Below are 17290 nucleotides of genomic sequence, written 5' to 3'. Positions count from 1 at the left end.
ATTACCAAGAGGAAACTCATTATGAATTTATGGAAAGGCTTTCGCCTTCTGGCGCTGCTGATGCTTGTTTCAGAAAGCGCCTGGTCATTCAGCGGTGAATTGGGCAGCGCCAACCCGGCGATGATTATACATTTTATTGAAAATCACAATGCGCTCATTTATCTTTCCGCGTTTTTTGGTCTCGGCCTATTGCTGTCGTTTACCCCCTGTGTTTTACCGATGATCCCCATTCTCTCCGGCATTCTTGTCGGCCGTGATTCGTTGTCCACGCCACAGGCTTTCAAATTGTCCTTAAGCTATGTCATCGGCATGGCCGCAACCTATGCCGCGGCCGGGGTCATGGCCGGTTATCTGGGCAGCACCCTGCAGACAGCCATGCAGCGACCGGCAATCATCTTAAGTTTCAGTGCCTTGTTTGTGATGATGGGACTGTCCATGTCAGGCCTGTTTGAACTGCGGTTGCCGCAAATGCTGCAACATCGTTTCAGTGGTCTTAAGCAACGCGGCAAATCCGGCTATGCCGGGGCCATGCTGATGGGCATTGCCTCAACCCTAGTGGTCTCCCCCTGTGTCACCGCCCCTTTAATCGGTGTACTGACCTACATCAGTCAGAAAGGTGAACCCGCACAGGGCGGGCTCATTTTACTGGTCATGGCCGCAGGAATGGGCATGCCCCTGCTGCTGGTGGGCTCGGGTTATGGTTCCCTGTTGCCAAGAACAGGCGGCTGGATGCTCAAAATCAAGAAATGCTTTGCCCTGCTCCTGTTCGCCATGGCCATCTGGATGGCGTCACGAATCCTGCCTGACTCATTAATTAAGCTTTTATGGGCGTCTCTGTTCGTTTTCGGCAGCCTTTTCCTTGGCCTGCAAAGCGCCGCCCATAAAGGCGCTGTGTGGTTAAAAAGCCTGGGTGTAGCCAGCATCATGGCTGGCGGGATGCTCGCCCACGCCGCGCTCATGCCTCTGATAGCGCCTTACGCTGCGCAAGGACAACAGGCGGTGAAACAGACGGTGTTTGTGGCGGCAGATTCCATGGCAGCCATTGAAAAGCAGCTTCAGAATGCCCGCAGCCAACATAAACCGGCCTTGCTGATTTTTACCGCGTCCTGGTGCAGCGCCTGCCAGGCCCTTGAATCCAGGGTTTTGAATCAACCGCAACTGCGTTCCTCATTGAACGGATTGTTGAATTTAAAAATTGATATCAGCCAGAGCAACCCGACCACGGACGAGATCAAACAGGCCTTTGCCATTTACGGCACCCCCACCCTGTTGTTCATTGATCGTGAGGGACAGGTGGTGGATGATTTAAGTGCCGTGGGCTTTATTACCCAACAGGCCTTGTCAGACCGTATCAACCGGCTTAAAAACTGAACAAACGCGCCCGACAGGATCGGGCGCTTTTTCTTACCATAATCTTTACAATGAGATCATTATTTCGCTAGACTCGAGGCTTCCCTTGCCTGGTGAGTGCGAAATGAAATTTTCTTTTTTTGATCAACAACTACCCGAGCCCCTGGCCATTTATTTATTCAGCTTTCTTGATGCCCAAACCCTGGCAAAAACGACACAGGTCTGTAAAGAATGGAATCAGCTGGCAGAGAAAACAAAGCAAACCAATGGGCTTACTCCCCTCATTCAGCACATCCCGCGCTTGCGAGCCATAGCCCCTTACCAGCTTAAACTGAAGCAATTGTCAGGCGGCATGACCAATCTTACCTATGTTGTCAAACAGCTTAAACGCGTAAGCACCCCGGCCGAACGGTTTGTACTGCGTGTCCCAGGCAAAAACACGTCCAGCTTCATTAACAGGCAACATGAAGGCTACAACGCCAGGCAGACCAGTCAATTGGCGATTAATGTGACCATTGAATTTTTTAATGACCAGGACGGTCTTCAGTTAACCCGCTTTTTTGAGAGCAGCAAACCCTTGATTCCTGCGCTGCTTAAAGAAAAGCACGTGCTGGAAAACGTGGCGGGAATTTTTCGCACCCTCCATCAATCGCATCGCTTCAGCAATGACATTCATCTTTTTCAACGCAATAAGGAGTTATTAAAAGCCATTCAAGACAAGGCTCAGTTACCCCTGCCCAAGGATTTGGCTGCCGTTGAGGACAGCCTGGCAAAAATTGCGGCCGTTTGCGGCAAATATAAAATCCCGCTGAAACCCTGCCATAATGATCCCACCCCTGGCAATTTTCTGATGTCACTGACATCGTTCAAATTAATTGACTGGGAATATTCCGGTAATAACGATTTTTTATGGGATTTGGTTTATTTCTGCATGGAAGGAAAACTGTCCACAGAGCAGGAAAAACAGTTGCTTGGCTATTACTTTGACAAAGTCACTCCCACGATTGAAGCCTGGTTTGAAGTTTACAAACCCTTAGTCAGCTGGTGGATAACTCTCTGGTGCTGGACCCAGCTGAATAACAAAGCCAATGCCACAGCAACCGAGGCTTATGTCAAACTGGCAGAAACCAGTTACCAGGCTACCCAGGCCAGTCTTAAGAATCCAGTCTGCCTGGAAGCCTTAGCCCTGATTGCCTCCGATAGCGAAAAAACAGCGTTCGACGGTCTTCGTCCTTTTTAGTGCCTGGATCGTTCCCTCAAGCCCAACGAGAGAGATTCGTACCTGATATCCTTTATTGATAACACCCTCTCCCCCTGAGAAAAGGCTTGAGGAGAAGACTCTTTTTTTCAAAAAAATTTTTTTAAAACCATTCGCTTAGTTTTCATCCGTGAACTATGCTGAAAATTAGAATTACCTTTAATCAACCCTACGGAGTAACACGCCATGCACTCGAATAAAACAATAAAAACCCTGTTGGCTGTTGTTTTTGTTGGTGTTCCCTTACTTGTTCAGGCAGACAATGCCGCCGCACCGAAAAGCGAAGAAACCTTTCAATCCACCTGTGTCAAAGCCTGGCTCGGTCGTGACAATACCACCAAGGACAAAGTCGATTATAAAAATTTTGGTGAACAATATTGCGAATGCGCCTCCACACAACCCCTGCAGGACAGTGCTGCCGTGGATAAAGCCGCGCAGGTGTGCATGACCCGCACCCTGTTGCACGACGCCTTGAATTCCCTTGAAGAAGACAATGAATTAACCGGCGCCTCCGAAGCAGATATCGATGAATCCTGTCATGATCGCTGGAGTCTGGTGTATCCCAAAATGGATGATCGCTTAAAGCAAGTGGCGACATCCTATTGCGGCTGTGCCAAATCGGAATTAAAAACCCTGATTAAAAACTCCGATAACATGACTGACAAAGAGTACGACAATAAAATCAACGACATTGCCGCCTCTTGCGCAGCCCAACTGGCTAAATCAAACAGTTCTGAAAACCCCGCCCCTCAATCCGGCAATACATCCCAGCAATAAGGCATCTCACTCTCCAATTCTGAGGTCGGAATTGGAGAGTCGTTAACTCACTGTAAAATCTTCCCCTACACCCCGAACCACTTTCCACTGGCATTCGGCCCCATGGTAGGCAATGGCAGTAATGTCTGGCTGCGCCGGCCCCTTGGCCGTAACGACAAAAACACAGGCTTTCGATTGGAATCCCGCCTCCTGTTTCACCGCAGTGACCGTATAGGCCAAATCGAAATCCGCATCGTTCGGAAAGCCAAAGCCATAAATCAGGGGCTGTTCTGCCATGAGAGAGGCTTCTGTTAAGGGATTGCAATCGCGATCAGCAAACACACCCTGCTGATTAATCATTTTTAACGTGACCTTCCACTGCCCATCCAGCGAGTTGATCGCATGCCAGGTATGAATACGGCACTCACTGGCTGCGTGAAGCAAACCCGTGAGCAGCATAGCCGCTACAAGAGTGAATCCTTTCATTATCGTCCTTATTTCATTGGTGAGCAGGAACGATAATATAAATGAGAATTATTTGCAATTCAGTGGTACCAGTCGACGTTATTCCAGATTCGTTTACAAGGCCGTTTCCATTGTACCGGCCATGTCCACATTACTGGCTTTGTCGTAACCAATCAATTTAAGCGGCAGAACAGGCTCAGCCGGTTTTTCAGGATTAATGACATAAATATTGTCAGGATGGTGCCCGTCATCAAAAATCGACGCGTTGTCCCTGGGTGCCTGGGGTGTGCACGCGACGCCATCTGAATCGGCTTTAAGCAGATAAACGGTCCAGGTGGTTTTACCGTCCTTAAACACCATTTCATTGTTGTTCATCCATCTTGGCCCCAGCAACTTTTTAATGGATTTTTCATCTGCCCGACCTTCGGCCAGCAGTTTAAGATTTCGTCTTAATTCGAGAATACGGTGAATATTTAAAGGCAGGAGCAGGGAATGCAGGATAAAAATAGGCAGAAGATGCGCCGTGGTTGCATAAGCAATGAAAGCGACGTTGCTGCCAATCGCAATCAGACGTAACGTCATGATCCGTTTAACATAAAAGGCCGCGAAAACAAGCGATGAGGCGATGTATCCTAAGGTATTAATCAAAATGTCCATATTTTACTCACTATCTTAATTCGCATCTTCCTACGGGTTTGTCTTATTCACCAAGGTAAACAAAGCAGTCACACCCAACGACAAAAACCACCAACATGACGACAAGATCAATGGGATTTAACACCTCCTTTTTTTAATGCGGGCTCAGTATACAACTGACTGACCTCCCCTTTTTGACAAAATTCCGCGTTTAAATTGATGCCGCAAAGGCGGGCGAGTTTTGGATCCAGCGACAAGTCGGCGCCTTTGCCTTTGATTGCGCCATGATCACCCCACCAATTGTTTCGCGCGTAAACGCTGCCATTGATCACGACCACTTCCACGCCATTGCCGGAGGCACGTGAATTATTGTAAATTTCATTATGTCCCGAACTGGGGTTATCGATAAACGTGCCGGTTTCGCCAGCAGGCCCCTGCCCCAGATCAATGATGTTTTTAGGCGCATTGCCGAGCGAATTGCACATCACCATTCCAGGACCGCCGCTGCCGGTAATCACACTGTCTTCCACACGAAGAACAATTTGCGCATGATGCTCAGTCGCCGTCATTTTGGCCAGGGGCGCAAACTTGCCCTGTCCATAGGCGGTAATGGTTTCCAGCCCCTCGCTCATCTGCCCCTGCCAGGGTGAGCCGTAAAATTGATAACCTTGAATGTGGGCATATAATTTGGCGTCATCAAACGCCATCAGGTCAATCCCGTCATTGAATCGTTTTAAATGGCTGATGCTCAGACCGTTAATTTTCAGCCGCCCCTCCGCTTCGTCTTTGGCCAGTACATAAATGCCGGCATGGTAATTAGGCACCACACCCGCAAGGACGCTGTTGCCCTTGATCATGTTATTCTCCATGGCAATGCCGGCCGATGATTTTTCAGCCAGCAGCACACTGATCCCTGATCCTCGCGTACCGCCATCGTTTTCACCTTCAATCAGGCTGTGGCTGATTTCAATGGCATCCAGCGAATAATCGCTGTCACCGACAAAGGCGATGGCTGCTTTGGGAAAATTCCTGTTATTGTATTGTTTACCCAGAAAAAACGTCATCAGGCCGCGTAGCTCCGGCGGCGGTAGAAACTCGTCCTGCACCTTCGCCGCCTGATTGGCGCTGACAATACGGGTGTGGCTGATTTTCACGTTGCGAACATTTTTTCCATAGATGGCATAGCCTGCGGGTTTAATGATCTCAATGCCCATGATTTGTGTATTTTCCGCCAATTCAATGGCATCGCCATCGGGATTGGTGATTTGGGCTCCCGCCTGATTGACCTTGCAGACAAAGGGTTTTCCTGCGCAATCAATCTCACCGCCGCCCTTAATGATTTGATCCGGTTTAAGCTTGATTTTTCCTTTAAAAACCTCGTTGGAAGGAAGAATAATGAGGGTGTCCCCCTCTTCGGCAAGATTGCCAAGCGCCTCCATGCTGTTAAATGGTGCTTCGGCCGTGCCTTTGCCGGGGGTATTGCCGGCTTTCAGGTACCAGGTGGTTGCCTGGACGGATACAGCGGCCGTCAACAAGACTACACCGACCAGTTTTGAAAACATGGGCTTTAACGAAAACATGATTTGCGTCCATAAGCGCCTATGGACATTTCATTGAGCAAGTTTGATGCCAGATCAGAAAGACAGTGTTTTTTTAAGAAAATAACGGTCATGACCCAGGAGGTATTGCGGTACGCAGGCAATCACTTCAAAGCCGTTTTTTTCATAAAAATCAAGTGCTTGAAATGAAAAGGTATCGACAAAAATTTTCCTGATGCCCGCACTGACCGCCTGCTGGTCCAGCCTGTCGAGAAGTTCTGAACCCAGGCCCTGTCGACGGTAATTGTCTTCAAACCACAGCACATCGATGTAAAAAGCGTCACTGTGCTGCCAGAGGGACGCACCGCCAATCAATTGGCCGTCGTCTCTGGCGAAAAGGCAGAAATGGCTCGCCTGCTCATGAATGCAGCTGACATTAAACGCGACAATGCCCGCGCGCAACAGGGCTTCGTCTTCCTGTGCAGGATGCGGCTCCACTTGAAATTGCACTTTTGCCATGCCTGCCCCTGTCTCCATGTTGCCCCACATACTAGCAAAAACCGTCCTGAACGGGAATAGCCATTCGGCCTGAACGACAGAGTACCAGGCCAAGGGTTACTCGAAGCTGACGTCGGCTTTATTTGCAGATAGAATGCAGGACTTTCGACTCAAAGAGGCTGTCATGCAAACTAAAACGGAACAGAATTTTGCCGATTTCCATTGTCACCTCAATGGCAGTTTCAGCAAGGGCTTACTTAAGAAAATTGCAGAAAGAAACCATTGTCCGCAGGTTTACCAGCAATTCCTCAACGTTCAGCAACAGTATGAGGATAAATCCAGGGAAGAACCGCGCGACACGGAAGCCTGCCTTCAATTGATATGGGCACAGTTTGCTCTCGTTCATAAGATGGTGCAGAAACTGAAAGACATTCAGGAAGGCACTTACGATGTCATTGCCAACTCAGCCGGGAATTACCTCGAGATCCGTACGACCCCGAAACCCATGAACGGCTGCACGGTGGACGATTACATCGATGCCTTTTTAAAAGGCCTGCTCGATGCCAGAGAGGATACTGCCTTGGGCAAAGAAGCGTATGGCTTACTGAGCTTAGACCGAGTTCATCACACGGCAAAGGATGCCGAATACTTTATTCAGAAGGTGTTAAAAAGCGACGGCTTGCTGAAAGGCATTGATATCAGCGGCCAACCCCTGGCGCCGCGTCAATTAACGGGACAGGAATTAGTCAAAACCATTCAACTGGCGCTCGACAATCATGTCGGTCTTGCCATCCACATGGGCGAAGCGAATACTCCCGAAGAACGTCAAGACACTGACTCCATTCTTGCAACGCTTGAAGAATGGGTAAAAAATCATCCGGAGCAGAGTGAGCATCCCTTTTTTGGTAAAATCCGTTTAGGCCATTGCATTTACCTGACTGAACAGCAGAAACACCGCATCAAGGCCTTGCAATTACCCATTGAAGTCTGCCCCACCTGCCATGCCAAATTAAACTGGCATGAGCAGGGCAAGCCGCACCCGGTGGCGTCCATCTACGATTCCGTGTCCGATCCGGTTGTTCCAGGAACCGATGACGAAACCATTTTTAATGCAGACATCCAGCATGAAAGCCAACTGGTTTTTGGCTTTTTTAAAAATCCGAAACCCATCACGCTTAAGGAATTCCTGCAACAGCAAAACCAATACCGTTTTTAGTCATCCTAGGAAGAGCAACTCACCGAAATCCGCGCCGCCCATTCCGGCGGCAATTGCGCGTAATGCCCGCTCTCAGGCTGCTCGTCAAACGGCTTTTGCAACAGGCGAAAGAGCCTGTCGATTTCGCTGTAATCCTGATGCTCATAAGCGGCATCAATGGCTTGTTGCGCGAGGTAATTTCGCAGAATGTATTTGGGATTCACACGTTTCATCTGCCGGCTGCGCTCGTCACCTAAAGCGGGTTCCTGAGCACAGCGCGCCGCATAGGCTTCAAGCCACGGCTTTAGGGCTTGAGGCCGGCAGGTCAGGCGGTCAAAGCAGGTGTCATCCTGATGAAGCGCATAATCACTTAAGGTGCGTAAAAACAGGGTGTAGTCGAGGCGGTGCTGCTGCATTAAATCCAGCAGGGCATTGACGAGCTCCATATCCTCTTCCTGCGGTAACTGCCAGCCCATTTTTTTGCGCATCCATTCACTGTAAGCATTAACCAGCTCCGGTTGAAACAAATCCAGTAGGGATCTTAACGTGTCCTGCGGCAGCAGAGGGGTTAGCGCCTGAGCGAAGGCCATCAGGTTCCAAAAAGCAATGGCTGGCTGGCGGTCAAAGGCATAACGACCGGTCTCATCCGAACTGTTGCAGACATGGGCAGCGTCATAGGCGTCCAGAAATCCAAACGGGCCGTAGTCAATGGTTAATCCCAACACCGACATGTTATCGGTGTTCATCACCCCATGACAAAAGCCCACTGCCTGCCATTGCGCTATCAGGCGGGCGGTGCGTAACACGGCCTGCTCAAAAAGGTATTCGTAACCTTTTTCATCGTGGGGTTGGTCAGGATAATGCCGTGTTAACACATAATCAGCCAATTGCTTCACCGCTTCAAATTGGCGGGTATAGTAAAAATACTCAAAATGGCCGATACGGATGTGCGATTCCGCCACTCGAGTTAATACCGCGCCAGGCTCAGGCACATGACGGTAAACCGCCTCATGCGTGGCCACAATGCACAAGGCCTGAGTGGTTGGAATGCCAAGGGCATGCAGGGCTTCGGAGGCTAGGTACTCACGAACGGTCGACCGCAGCACCGCCCGGCCATCCCCCATGCGGGAATAAGGCGTTTGACCTGAGCCTTTTAATTGAATGTCGAAGCGCTCGCCCTGCGAATTAATGATTTCGCCAAGCAACAGCGCGCGGCCGTCGCCCAGTTGCGGGACGTAATAGCCGAATTGATGTCCCGCATACACCATGGCCAGAGGTTTACTGCCGGGCAGGCGTTGATTGCCGCCAAAATAATGGGCGAATGAAGGGGAGCTTAACACGTCAGCACCCATCCCAAGACGCGCAGCCACCCTTTCATTGACATGGATCAGCTCACAGTCTTTTACGGGTGTTGCATCGAGCAGGGTATAAAACGTATCCGGCAAGCGGGCAAAGCTGTTATCAAAATGAAGACGCATAGAAAACACCTGATGAATTACCCAGAGTATAGCGTTAAATCAAAGGAAAGGCTGCTTTTCCTTTCTATTTGCTGTTCATTTTAATAAGAGTGTGTAAATAGTATTGCAATTTAGCAAATTGCTGATTTGTTAATTATTACTTAATCTCATTTTAGGTAGTGTTATACTATCGCAGTAATGGTTTAGTATTTATTATGAAAAACAGAATTAACGCACGTAAAACCAACCTGGCAATGACGAAACTGGCGGAACGGGACATGCCCTTTTCACAATGCACCAGCACTTTACCGCCTTGGGCTATGGCTTCATCAATAAACGCCAATACCTTCTCAAAATGACAGCGTATGTTTTCTTTGGGCGAATCCGCGAGCGGGATGTGCAGGTGTTTGATGCTGTCAGCCACAGTGACTTTGGATTGAATGACACTGACTACGTGGGTAATTCCCTTACGCTTAAATTCTTTGCGGGTCAATGCGTCTTCGCTTGCTAAAAACAGATGCTTATTAATTTCGCTCAAAAAGGACAATAGGTTTTCCAGATGGTGCATATTTTTTCTAACAATAAAAAATAAGGTCAGATTTTATCACAACCTGACCTATTATTGATAAAAAAATAGCTAACCCTCGGTTTATCCAGGACTCGTTATTCCGCCGCCTGAGCCGCCCGCTGCTCAATGATCTGCAAGGCCTGCTGCAACCGGCTTAACACCCGTTGTCTGCCAATCAGCGCCAGCGTCACATCAATGGCTGGCGACATGCTGCTGCCGGTGACGGCCACCCGCAGCGGTTGCGCAATCTTGCCCAGATTTAAATCATACTCGGCACTGACATCATTAATGCATTCCTGTACGCGGTTAGCTTCCCAGGCATCCACCTGCTTCAGCCGCTCATAAAGCGTACGCAGCGGCTCAAGCACCACGGGACGCAAGTGCTTCTTCACCGCATCCGGATCATAATCAATGTCATCCCGATAGAAAAAGCTGCTTTTTTCACACATGTCCGCCAGCGTTTTGCAGCGTTCCGCCTGCACAGCCACGATATCGGCCAGCGACGGGCCTTTTGACCAATCCATCCCCTTTTGTTCAAAGTGCCATTGCAGGGCCTTGGCCACCTCCTTCGGAGAATCGCTCTTCTGATAGTGCTGGTTCAACCAATGCAGTTTTTCATAATTAAAGCTGGACACACCACGACTGACATTTTTTAAATCAAAACTGGCGATCATCTCGTCCACGCTGAAAATTTCCTGATCGCCGTTAGACCAGCCGAGGCGTACCAGGTAATTGAGCAAGGCATGCGGTAGAAAGCCTAATTCTTTAAATTGCAGAACACTGACCGCGCCATGGCGTTTGGACAGGCGTTTGCCATCCTCGCCCAAAATCATCGGCAGGTGCGCAAAGACGGGGATTGGCGCGTTTAAGGCTTTAAACAGATTGATTTGCCGGGGCGTGTTGTTGATGTGATCATCGCCGCGGATAACATGGGTAATGGTCATGTCCCAATCGTCAATGACGACAGCGAAATTATAGGTTGGATGGCCGTCGGAGCGGACAAGTATTAAATCATCAAGCTCACGGTTATCGACATGGATATCGCCGTAAACCTGATCGCTGAAAGAAACTACCCCTTCCTGCGGGTTTTTAAATCGAATGACAAAGGGCGTATCCCCTTCCGGCAACTGCTTATCGCGGCAATGACCGTCATAACGGGGCTTTTCCTTCGCGGCAAGCTGGGCTTCACGCAAAGACTCCAGGCGCTCTTTGGAACAGACGCAGCGATAGGCTTTGCCCTCGTTTAATAACTGCTCTGCAATCTGACGATAGCGGCCGTAGCGTTCTGTCTGATAAACCGGCCCTTCGTCATAATTCAGGCCCAACCAGGCCATGCCGTCTAAAATGGCCTGCACGGATTCCTTAGTCGAGCGCTCCTGATCGGTGTCTTCAATGCGTAAAACAAACTGACCGTGATGATGCCTTGCATATAACCATGAAAACAGGGCGGTACGTACCCCCCCCACATGCAGATAGCCCGTTGGACTGGGGGCAAAGCGAGTTCTGACAACCATCCGGTTCTCCGTTGTAAGCGATAAAATAATCGGGCTATAATAGCCGACTTTAAAGGCAACGGAAAGTAACCGAATGCGCTTCTTTTTTTGGCAATTCAACGAAAAATTGCTCAGCAAGAGACTTGTTGATCAGCCCACAAGAGGCAGGTAATGAAAGAACTCGGCATTAAATACCAACTGCGCCTCACAACCCTGATTCCAGTCCTGCTGGTCGCTTTGTTGTTTGCGGTGTTCTTCAACGGCGAATTCAATAAAGACTTAAACCAGCACATGTCCCGGCTCGGCGAAGCCTACATACGCCAATTGCTTCCTGCCGCACAGCTGGCGATGATGCGCAACGACCGCCGTGTCCTGCAGGCGCTGGTGGATGCCTCGACAGTCAATCCTGAGATCATTGCGCTGGCTTTTTACAGCGCGGACGGCCAGTTAATTGCCTACCGCGGCGGCAAGCACCTGATTAAAAAACCCTTTAAACCCCTGCAATACACCGGCGATTACATCGAAAGCAAACAGATTGAACCTTACGAAATTAATTTTTTAGCCCCGATTACCATCCCCAAACACAATTTATATTCCGCGAGCGTGTTTCAGTCGGCGCTGGAACGGGCCAATCTGGAGCCGGATGACATTTTAGGCTGGCTGTCAATCGACATCGACACGCAATCGTCGGTGATTAAACAGTATCAGATGTACATCGTTACCATTTTTATCATCCTGTTGGGTTTGCTTTTAAGCTTAAGCATTCATTATTTCCTTTCCAAACGGATTTACCTGCCTTTAGCCCGCCTGCGCCGCAGCATGAAGCAGATTTTAAGTAACGAATTCGAAACTCACATTTCAGTCACCAGTCCCGGCGAACTGGGAATTATCGAGCGCGGCTGCGCTCATTTGCAGCAGCAATACCTGAACACGGTCAGAGACTTAAACCATCACATTGAAGTGGCTACCGAAGATTTACAGCAAAGCCTTGAATTGCTCGAAGAAAAGAACATCGAATTGTCGCTTGAAAAGAAAAAAACCGAGGAGAAAAGCCGCCAGAAATCAGAATTCATTGCCAACATGAGCCATGAAATACGAACCCCCATGAATGGCGTCATCGGCTTCACCAATGTCCTTCTGGAAAGCAAGCTTGATCCCCTGCAGCTGGATTATGTCAAAACCATCAAGTCTTCCGCCCAGGATTTGCTGACTATCATCAATGACATTCTCGATTACTCCAAAATGGATGCCGGGAAATTAAGCCTCGACTGCATCCCGCTCGATCTTCGCGCCTGCGTCGATGAAGTATTAACCTTAGCCGCACCCAATGCCCATAAAAAAGGCATTGATTTGATTCCTTCCACGGAAGTGAATGTACCGAAGACCGTGCTCGGCGATCCCATTCGCATCAAGCAGATCCTGACTAACCTCGTAACCAATGCCGTTAAGTTCACCGATCGCGGTTATGTCCTGGTGAAAACCTGCATTGAACAGGAAACCGAAAAAGATTACCTGTTCTGTATCTCTGTCATTGACACCGGCATGGGCATTTCCAGTGATGATCAGACCAAACTGTTCAATGCGTTTAATCAGGCGGATACCACCATCACCCGCCGCTTTGGCGGTTCTGGCCTGGGGCTTGTGATTTGCAAAAAACTCGCCGAAGAAATGAAGGGACGCATTACCTTAACCAGTGAACTGCACAAAGGCTCGACCTTTGCTGTGCGCATACGCCTTGAGAAATTAACCGCCTATGAAAGCGAGAAGCACCAGGCACATCGGTTTGAGAACATTAAAGCCATCTGTTATGACGACAATCCCTTGCATCTGGAAGCGATGTGCAACGGCCTGGTCTACTGCGGAATTCAAAGCGTGGCTGTCGCCAGTCTGTCAGAACTGGACAAGGCTTTGGCCACACGGGATGATTGTACCCTTGCTTTTGTCAATGTGGATGAAGACTCTGAAGATAAAATCGCGGGTATTCTGCGCAAGTACTCCAAAGCCTCCATTTTAATTTCCAAATCCATTATTCATGAACCGCAACGACTCGGCGCCCGCGGCTTTCTGTTCAGACCAATCAGCATCCAGAAACTCCATGACACCATTGAAACCCTGATTAATCCGTCTCAACCTGCCCCTGCCGCGGTTAACCATGAACTGGATAATCTGCGGGGGCAATTACGTCTCTCCCATCCCGATATCCTGATTGCGGAAGATAATCCAGTTAACCGCATGCTGCTTCATTCCTTTCTCAATGAAATCGCCAACGTCGAAGCGGTGAACGATGGCGAAGAAGCGGTTTTGGCCTGTTGCGAAAAACACTACCAGATCATCCTGCTTGACTGGCAAATGCCAAAGCTTGGCGGCTTGGACGCCGCCAAACGCATACGTCAGGAATCATCGCTCAATATTACCACGCCCATTGTGGTGATCAGTGCCGATGAATCCGCCATGAGTGAAGAGAAACTCAAAAAAGCCGGCATTGATCTGTACCTGCAAAAACCCGTTGAGGAAAAGGAATTACTGTCAGCCCTGCTTTCCATTTTAAGACGCAGCAAACCGGCGGCCATTGACTGGGCGCTTTGTGTGCAGAAGGTATCCGGCAATCAGGCGCTGGCGAAAGAATTTTTAGGGCGCTTTGTGGAAGAACTGCGCGAAAATCGCAAGGAATTTATTCAGTTATACCATGATAAAAACGTCAAGGGATTAGGTACGGCGGCACACAAACTCCACGGCGCCTGCTGTTTTTGCGGGGTTCCCAATCTGCAGGTGCAGGTGACCCGTTTGGAGACACATGCCTTAAAGGCCAAGCATGTGAATGAACTGGAAACCGTTTTTGCCCAACTGATTCAAAGCATCGATGAAGTCCTGGATGAATTTGAGAACATTTACCAAACCAGTTCCTCGAATTTTGGCGAGTAACTGAAGCAAGCAAGCTGGAGAAATCATGTCTGTTAAAAATGCAATTTATGCCCAGTCAGGCGGTGTAACCGCGGTAATTAACGCGTCTGCCTGCGGTGTTATTCAAACGGCACGGCAACACCAAGACCGCATTGGCAAAGTCTATGCGGCGAAGAATGGCATCATTGGCGCACTGGATGAATTACTCATCGACACCTCGCTGGAAAGCGACGCGGACATCGCCCGCCTGATGCACACGCCCTCCGGCGCGTTTGGCTCCTGCCGTTATAAATTAAAAGACGATGGCGCGGAATACGCACGCCTCATTGACGTCTTCAAAGCCCACGACATTGGCTATTTCTTTTATAACGGCGGCGGCGATTCACAGGATACAGCCAATAAAATTGCTCAATTGGGCAGCAAGACGGGTTACCCCATTACCTGCATTGGTATTCCTAAAACCGTCGACAATGATTTACCTTTTACCGATACCTGCCCTGGATTTGGCTCCGTTGCCAAATACATCGCCATTTCGACCCGCGAAGCCGGTTTTGATGTGGCATCCATGGCCGCCTCATCAACCAAGGTTTTTATTCTTGAGGTCATGGGACGTCACGCCGGCTGGATTGCCGCAGCCAGCGGACTGGCCCGCGAGGCGGAAGGCGAACCGCCCCATGTCATTCTTTTACCCGAAATCACGTTTGAACCCTCGCGGTTTTTAGCGAAAGTGGATCAAAGCGTCAAACAATACGGTTATTGCGTGGTGGTTGTATCGGAAGGGATCCGTAATGAACAAGGTCAATTCTTAAGCGACGCGGGTCTGCGCGATGCCTTTGGCCATGCGCAATTAGGCGGCGTAGCACCGGTGATTGCCCAACTGGTTAAAAAAGAATTAGGGTACAAATACCATTGGGCGGTAGCCGATTACCTGCAGCGCGCGGCCCGTCATATTGCTTCGCAAGTGGATCTGGAACAGGCTTATGCCCTCGGCAAGGCAGCCGTTGAACTGGCTTTAACTGGCCACAATGCCATCATGCCCATCATCAAGCGGGAACAGGATTGGCCGTACCGCTGGTCCATAGACCACGTGCCCCTGGCTCAAGTGGCCAACCAGGAAAAGGCCATGCCGCCTGATTTCATTACCGAGGATGGTTTAGGCATCACGGAGGCCTGCCGTCGTTACCTGCGGCCGCTGATTCAGGGTGAAGCCTATCCTCCGTATAAGAATGGCCTGCCGGATTATGTCCGTCTTAAGAATGTGCTTGTCGAGCAGAAGCTGTGAGCCACGTGCACTAATGCACAACGCCAACGCTAGGGCACGCAACTCACTGGGCGGTATTTAGCCGCCAGTGTGCCGCCGCGGCAGTCCCAGGCCACGTCATTATTTGCCTGCAGCGTTGGCGTTAAAACAATGGTCCCACCCCCAGCCGCTGGAGTATAAGTAATGGTGATTACACCGGCAGCGGCAATGACGATGGAAGACACGTTGACCGAAGCGGCGGGACTGACGTACCCCGTCACCGCCTGATTGGCGGGCAAGACACTGGTGTCTATTGTTGTTTCACTGACCGCCAATTTGGCGGGAGCAGCCATGGTAAGGCCTTCGGCTACGCGAGCCCGGATAGAATAATCCTGATAAACCGGAATGGCGACTGCTGCGAGAATTCCCACAATAGCCACAACAATCATAAGTTCAATCAATGTAAAGCCTTTTCCATTCATGCTGGTATACTCCTTAAGCCCTCTGAAACAGGTTATTTTAGTGGGCCGTCAGCTATTGATTGACTCGTGACTTCGTGGTCAGGCAAGGATTAAACCTTGCCTGGATTGGGAATTAAGGTCTGCAACTGGCTGGACGGTATTTCGCTAATAACGTACCGCCGGTACATACCCAGGTGACATCGCCGTTGGCCTGCAGCGTCGGCGTCATGATAATCGTACCGCCACCGGCTGCTGCCGTGTAGGTGATGGTGATGACACCGCCTGCCCCAATCGTGATCGAGGTGACATTAGGTGTAGCCGCCGGGCTGACATAACCCGTTGCTGCCTGAGTAGCAGGTAAGGCGTTATTGGTAATGGCTGTTTCAGAAACAGCCAGCTTGGCCGACGCCGCCAGGTTTAATCCTTCCGTCACGCGCGCTCTAATGGTGTAATCCTGATAAGCTGGAATAGCGATTGCTGCCAGAATGCCGACAATGGCGACAACGATCATCAATTCAATCAGCGTAAAACCCTTCTGTCTCATAACTACCTCTCGTTTGATTCGTTACACTTCCTGTCATGCATCAACAATGCCAACTGTAAAAAATCAAGCCAGATAAGGCTTAGAGAAGGGACTGTCCGGCGTTATTGTTCATTAAACGTCGTTAAACCGATTTAAAGCAACGTGGAATTAGAGGGATCAGAGGTGACACAACTGGTCATTATATGACCAATAAGAAACGAAAGAACCCCTCTGCTTGCAAAAAAAAAGACCACTTGCGTGGTCTTTTTCAGGTCAAGCTGGATTATGGTCGGCAACTGGCTGGACGGTATTTAGCCAATAGCGTACCGCCGGTGCATACCCAGGTAACATCACCGTTCGCCTGCAGGGTCGGGGTCATGATAATCGTGCCACCGCCGGCAGCCGCCGTGTAGGTAATGGTCACCACGCCACCAGCACCAATCGTAATGGACGTTACGTTCGGTGTTGCAGCAGGGCTGACATAACCTGTTGCAGCCTGCGTAGCGGGCAAGGCGTTATTGGTAATGGCTGTTTCTGAGACTGCCAATTTGGCCGAAGCCGCAAGGTTTAAACCTTCCGTCACTCTCGCCCGAATCGTGTAGTCCTGGTAAGCGGGAATTGCAATCGCTGCCAAAATACCGACAATCGCGACCACAATCATCAATTCAATCAGTGTAAAACCCTTCTGTTTCATGCTGCTCTCCTCCGATAAAACAACGTTTACGAACTATCTGAGCAATATAAATGCCATTCCCAGCAAAAAACCAATAATGCCCAACCCTGTCATTTGCCTTGAGCAATAACCGCTCTCAAATCATGCACTTACAAGCATAACGCGAGATGACGTGCTGCTCAATAATGAGAAGGGAAAGAAGGTAGTTTTATTCAAAAATAGCTAAATTTACGCCCAATATTGTCACAAAATGACTTTTATTCTTTGTCATCGGCAAA

At 49.5% G+C, this 17290-nt stretch carries 15 protein-coding genes and 1 pseudogene; 6 read left to right on the top strand and 10 right to left on the bottom strand.

Annotation, left to right across the window (positions count from 1 at the left end):
- Positions 1 to 21 precede the first annotated feature (21 nt).
- The 3 genes from dsbD to Lrub_RS10780 all read left to right on the top strand — a co-directional run bounded on the left by dsbD (position 22) and on the right by Lrub_RS10780 (position 3385).
- Positions 22 to 1371 (top strand): protein-disulfide reductase DsbD, encoded by a 1350-nt coding sequence (gene dsbD, locus Lrub_RS10790; protein WP_058532104.1) that lies wholly within the window; start codon positions 22 to 24, stop codon positions 1369 to 1371.
- 103 nt (positions 1372 to 1474) lie between these two features.
- Complete coding sequence (locus Lrub_RS10785) at positions 1475 to 2590, top strand: phosphotransferase family protein (protein WP_058532103.1); 1116 nt, start codon at positions 1475 to 1477, stop codon at positions 2588 to 2590.
- Positions 2591 to 2794: 204 nt separating this feature from the next.
- Positions 2795 to 3385, top strand: a complete 591-nt coding sequence (locus tag Lrub_RS10780) for a hypothetical protein (protein WP_058532102.1) — start codon at positions 2795 to 2797, stop codon at positions 3383 to 3385.
- Positions 3386 to 3427: 42 nt separating this feature from the next.
- On the opposite strand, the gene Lrub_RS10775 is transcribed toward Lrub_RS10780, so the two are convergent.
- From Lrub_RS10775 to Lrub_RS10760, 4 genes and pseudogenes are all read right to left on the bottom strand, one after another.
- The gene (locus tag Lrub_RS10775; protein WP_058532101.1) at positions 3428 to 3850 is read right to left on the bottom strand and encodes a hypothetical protein; all 423 of its coding nucleotides are present in this window, start codon (positions 3848 to 3850) and stop codon (positions 3428 to 3430) included.
- Between the two features lie 420 nt (positions 3851 to 4270).
- Positions 4271 to 4486 (bottom strand): annotated as a pseudogene (locus Lrub_RS15260) (hypothetical protein); the annotation flags it as partial.
- A gap of 107 nt (positions 4487 to 4593) precedes the next feature.
- The gene (locus Lrub_RS10765; protein ID WP_058532100.1) at positions 4594 to 6045 is read right to left on the bottom strand and encodes a hypothetical protein; all 1452 of its coding nucleotides are present in this window, start codon (positions 6043 to 6045) and stop codon (positions 4594 to 4596) included.
- Between the two features lie 54 nt (positions 6046 to 6099).
- On the bottom strand, positions 6100 to 6522 hold the full coding sequence (locus tag Lrub_RS10760) for a GNAT family N-acetyltransferase (RefSeq protein WP_162263138.1): 423 nt from the start codon (positions 6520 to 6522) through the stop codon (positions 6100 to 6102).
- Between the two features lie 163 nt (positions 6523 to 6685).
- Between Lrub_RS10760 and Lrub_RS10755 the strand changes: the two genes are divergently transcribed.
- Complete coding sequence (locus Lrub_RS10755) at positions 6686 to 7717, top strand: amidohydrolase family protein (protein WP_058532098.1); 1032 nt, start codon at positions 6686 to 6688, stop codon at positions 7715 to 7717.
- Positions 7718 to 7722: 5 nt separating this feature from the next.
- Here the strand turns inward: Lrub_RS10755 and Lrub_RS10750 are convergent, their stop codons facing one another.
- From Lrub_RS10750 to gltX, 3 genes are all read right to left on the bottom strand, one after another.
- Positions 7723 to 9174 carry a protein adenylyltransferase SelO gene (locus Lrub_RS10750; protein WP_058532097.1) on the bottom strand — a complete coding sequence of 484 codons (1452 nt, stop codon included), beginning with the start codon at positions 9172 to 9174 and terminating at the stop codon, positions 7723 to 7725.
- A gap of 166 nt (positions 9175 to 9340) precedes the next feature.
- Positions 9341 to 9721 (bottom strand): dual specificity protein phosphatase family protein, encoded by a 381-nt coding sequence (locus Lrub_RS10745; RefSeq protein WP_058532096.1) that lies wholly within the window; start codon positions 9719 to 9721, stop codon positions 9341 to 9343.
- A 95-nt stretch (positions 9722 to 9816) separates the two neighbouring features.
- Entirely contained in the window at positions 9817 to 11235 is a 1419-nt protein-coding gene (gene gltX, locus Lrub_RS10740; RefSeq protein WP_058532095.1) for a glutamate--tRNA ligase, read from the bottom strand.
- A 150-nt stretch (positions 11236 to 11385) separates the two neighbouring features.
- On the opposite strand from gltX, the gene letS reads away from it, so the two are divergent.
- Complete coding sequence (gene letS, locus Lrub_RS10735; RefSeq protein ID WP_058532094.1) at positions 11386 to 14136, top strand: two-component system sensor histidine kinase LetS; 2751 nt, start codon at positions 11386 to 11388, stop codon at positions 14134 to 14136.
- 25 nt (positions 14137 to 14161) lie between these two features.
- Positions 14162 to 15397, top strand: a complete 1236-nt coding sequence (locus Lrub_RS10730; RefSeq protein ID WP_058532093.1) for a 6-phosphofructokinase — start codon at positions 14162 to 14164, stop codon at positions 15395 to 15397.
- 29 nt (positions 15398 to 15426) lie between these two features.
- On the opposite strand, the gene Lrub_RS10725 is transcribed toward Lrub_RS10730, so the two are convergent.
- The 3 genes from Lrub_RS10725 to Lrub_RS10715 form a co-directional block, all read right to left on the bottom strand.
- Entirely contained in the window at positions 15427 to 15837 is a 411-nt protein-coding gene (locus tag Lrub_RS10725) for a pilin (RefSeq protein WP_058532092.1), read from the bottom strand.
- 112 nt (positions 15838 to 15949) lie between these two features.
- Positions 15950 to 16360, bottom strand: coding sequence for a pilin (locus tag Lrub_RS10720; RefSeq protein WP_058532091.1), 411 nt, complete (start codon positions 16358 to 16360; stop codon positions 15950 to 15952).
- A 262-nt stretch (positions 16361 to 16622) separates the two neighbouring features.
- On the bottom strand, positions 16623 to 17033 hold the full coding sequence (locus tag Lrub_RS10715; RefSeq protein ID WP_058525546.1) for a pilin: 411 nt from the start codon (positions 17031 to 17033) through the stop codon (positions 16623 to 16625).
- Positions 17034 to 17290 lie beyond the last annotated feature (257 nt).

It is taken from the genome of Legionella rubrilucens (genome assembly GCF_001468125.1).
Taxonomy (GTDB): Bacteria; Pseudomonadota; Gammaproteobacteria; order Legionellales; family Legionellaceae; genus Legionella_C; species Legionella_C rubrilucens.
Note: the sequence above shows the minus strand (reverse complement) of the source record. Positions and strands in the feature narration are given on the sequence as shown.

Coding starts and splice junctions, on each gene's coding strand:
- dsbD (WP_058532104.1), top strand. CDS start 22: ATGAATTTATGGAAAGGCTTTCGCCTTCTGGCGCTGCTGATGCTTGTT.
- Lrub_RS10785 (WP_058532103.1), top strand. CDS start 1,475: ATGAAATTTTCTTTTTTTGATCAACAACTACCCGAGCCCCTGGCCATT.
- Lrub_RS10780 (WP_058532102.1), top strand. CDS start 2,795: ATGCACTCGAATAAAACAATAAAAACCCTGTTGGCTGTTGTTTTTGTT.
- Lrub_RS10775 (WP_058532101.1), bottom strand. CDS start 3,850: ATGAAAGGATTCACTCTTGTAGCGGCTATGCTGCTCACGGGTTTGCTT.
- Lrub_RS10765 (WP_058532100.1), bottom strand. CDS start 6,045: ATGTTTTCGTTAAAGCCCATGTTTTCAAAACTGGTCGGTGTAGTCTTG.
- Lrub_RS10760 (WP_162263138.1), bottom strand. CDS start 6,522: ATGGCAAAAGTGCAATTTCAAGTGGAGCCGCATCCTGCACAGGAAGAC.
- Lrub_RS10755 (WP_058532098.1), top strand. CDS start 6,686: ATGCAAACTAAAACGGAACAGAATTTTGCCGATTTCCATTGTCACCTC.
- Lrub_RS10750 (WP_058532097.1), bottom strand. CDS start 9,174: ATGCGTCTTCATTTTGATAACAGCTTTGCCCGCTTGCCGGATACGTTT.
- Lrub_RS10745 (WP_058532096.1), bottom strand. CDS start 9,721: ATGCACCATCTGGAAAACCTATTGTCCTTTTTGAGCGAAATTAATAAG.
- gltX (WP_058532095.1), bottom strand. CDS start 11,235: ATGGTTGTCAGAACTCGCTTTGCCCCCAGTCCAACGGGCTATCTGCAT.
- letS (WP_058532094.1), top strand. CDS start 11,386: ATGAAAGAACTCGGCATTAAATACCAACTGCGCCTCACAACCCTGATT.
- Lrub_RS10730 (WP_058532093.1), top strand. CDS start 14,162: ATGTCTGTTAAAAATGCAATTTATGCCCAGTCAGGCGGTGTAACCGCG.
- Lrub_RS10725 (WP_058532092.1), bottom strand. CDS start 15,837: ATGAATGGAAAAGGCTTTACATTGATTGAACTTATGATTGTTGTGGCT.
- Lrub_RS10720 (WP_058532091.1), bottom strand. CDS start 16,360: ATGAGACAGAAGGGTTTTACGCTGATTGAATTGATGATCGTTGTCGCC.
- Lrub_RS10715 (WP_058525546.1), bottom strand. CDS start 17,033: ATGAAACAGAAGGGTTTTACACTGATTGAATTGATGATTGTGGTCGCG.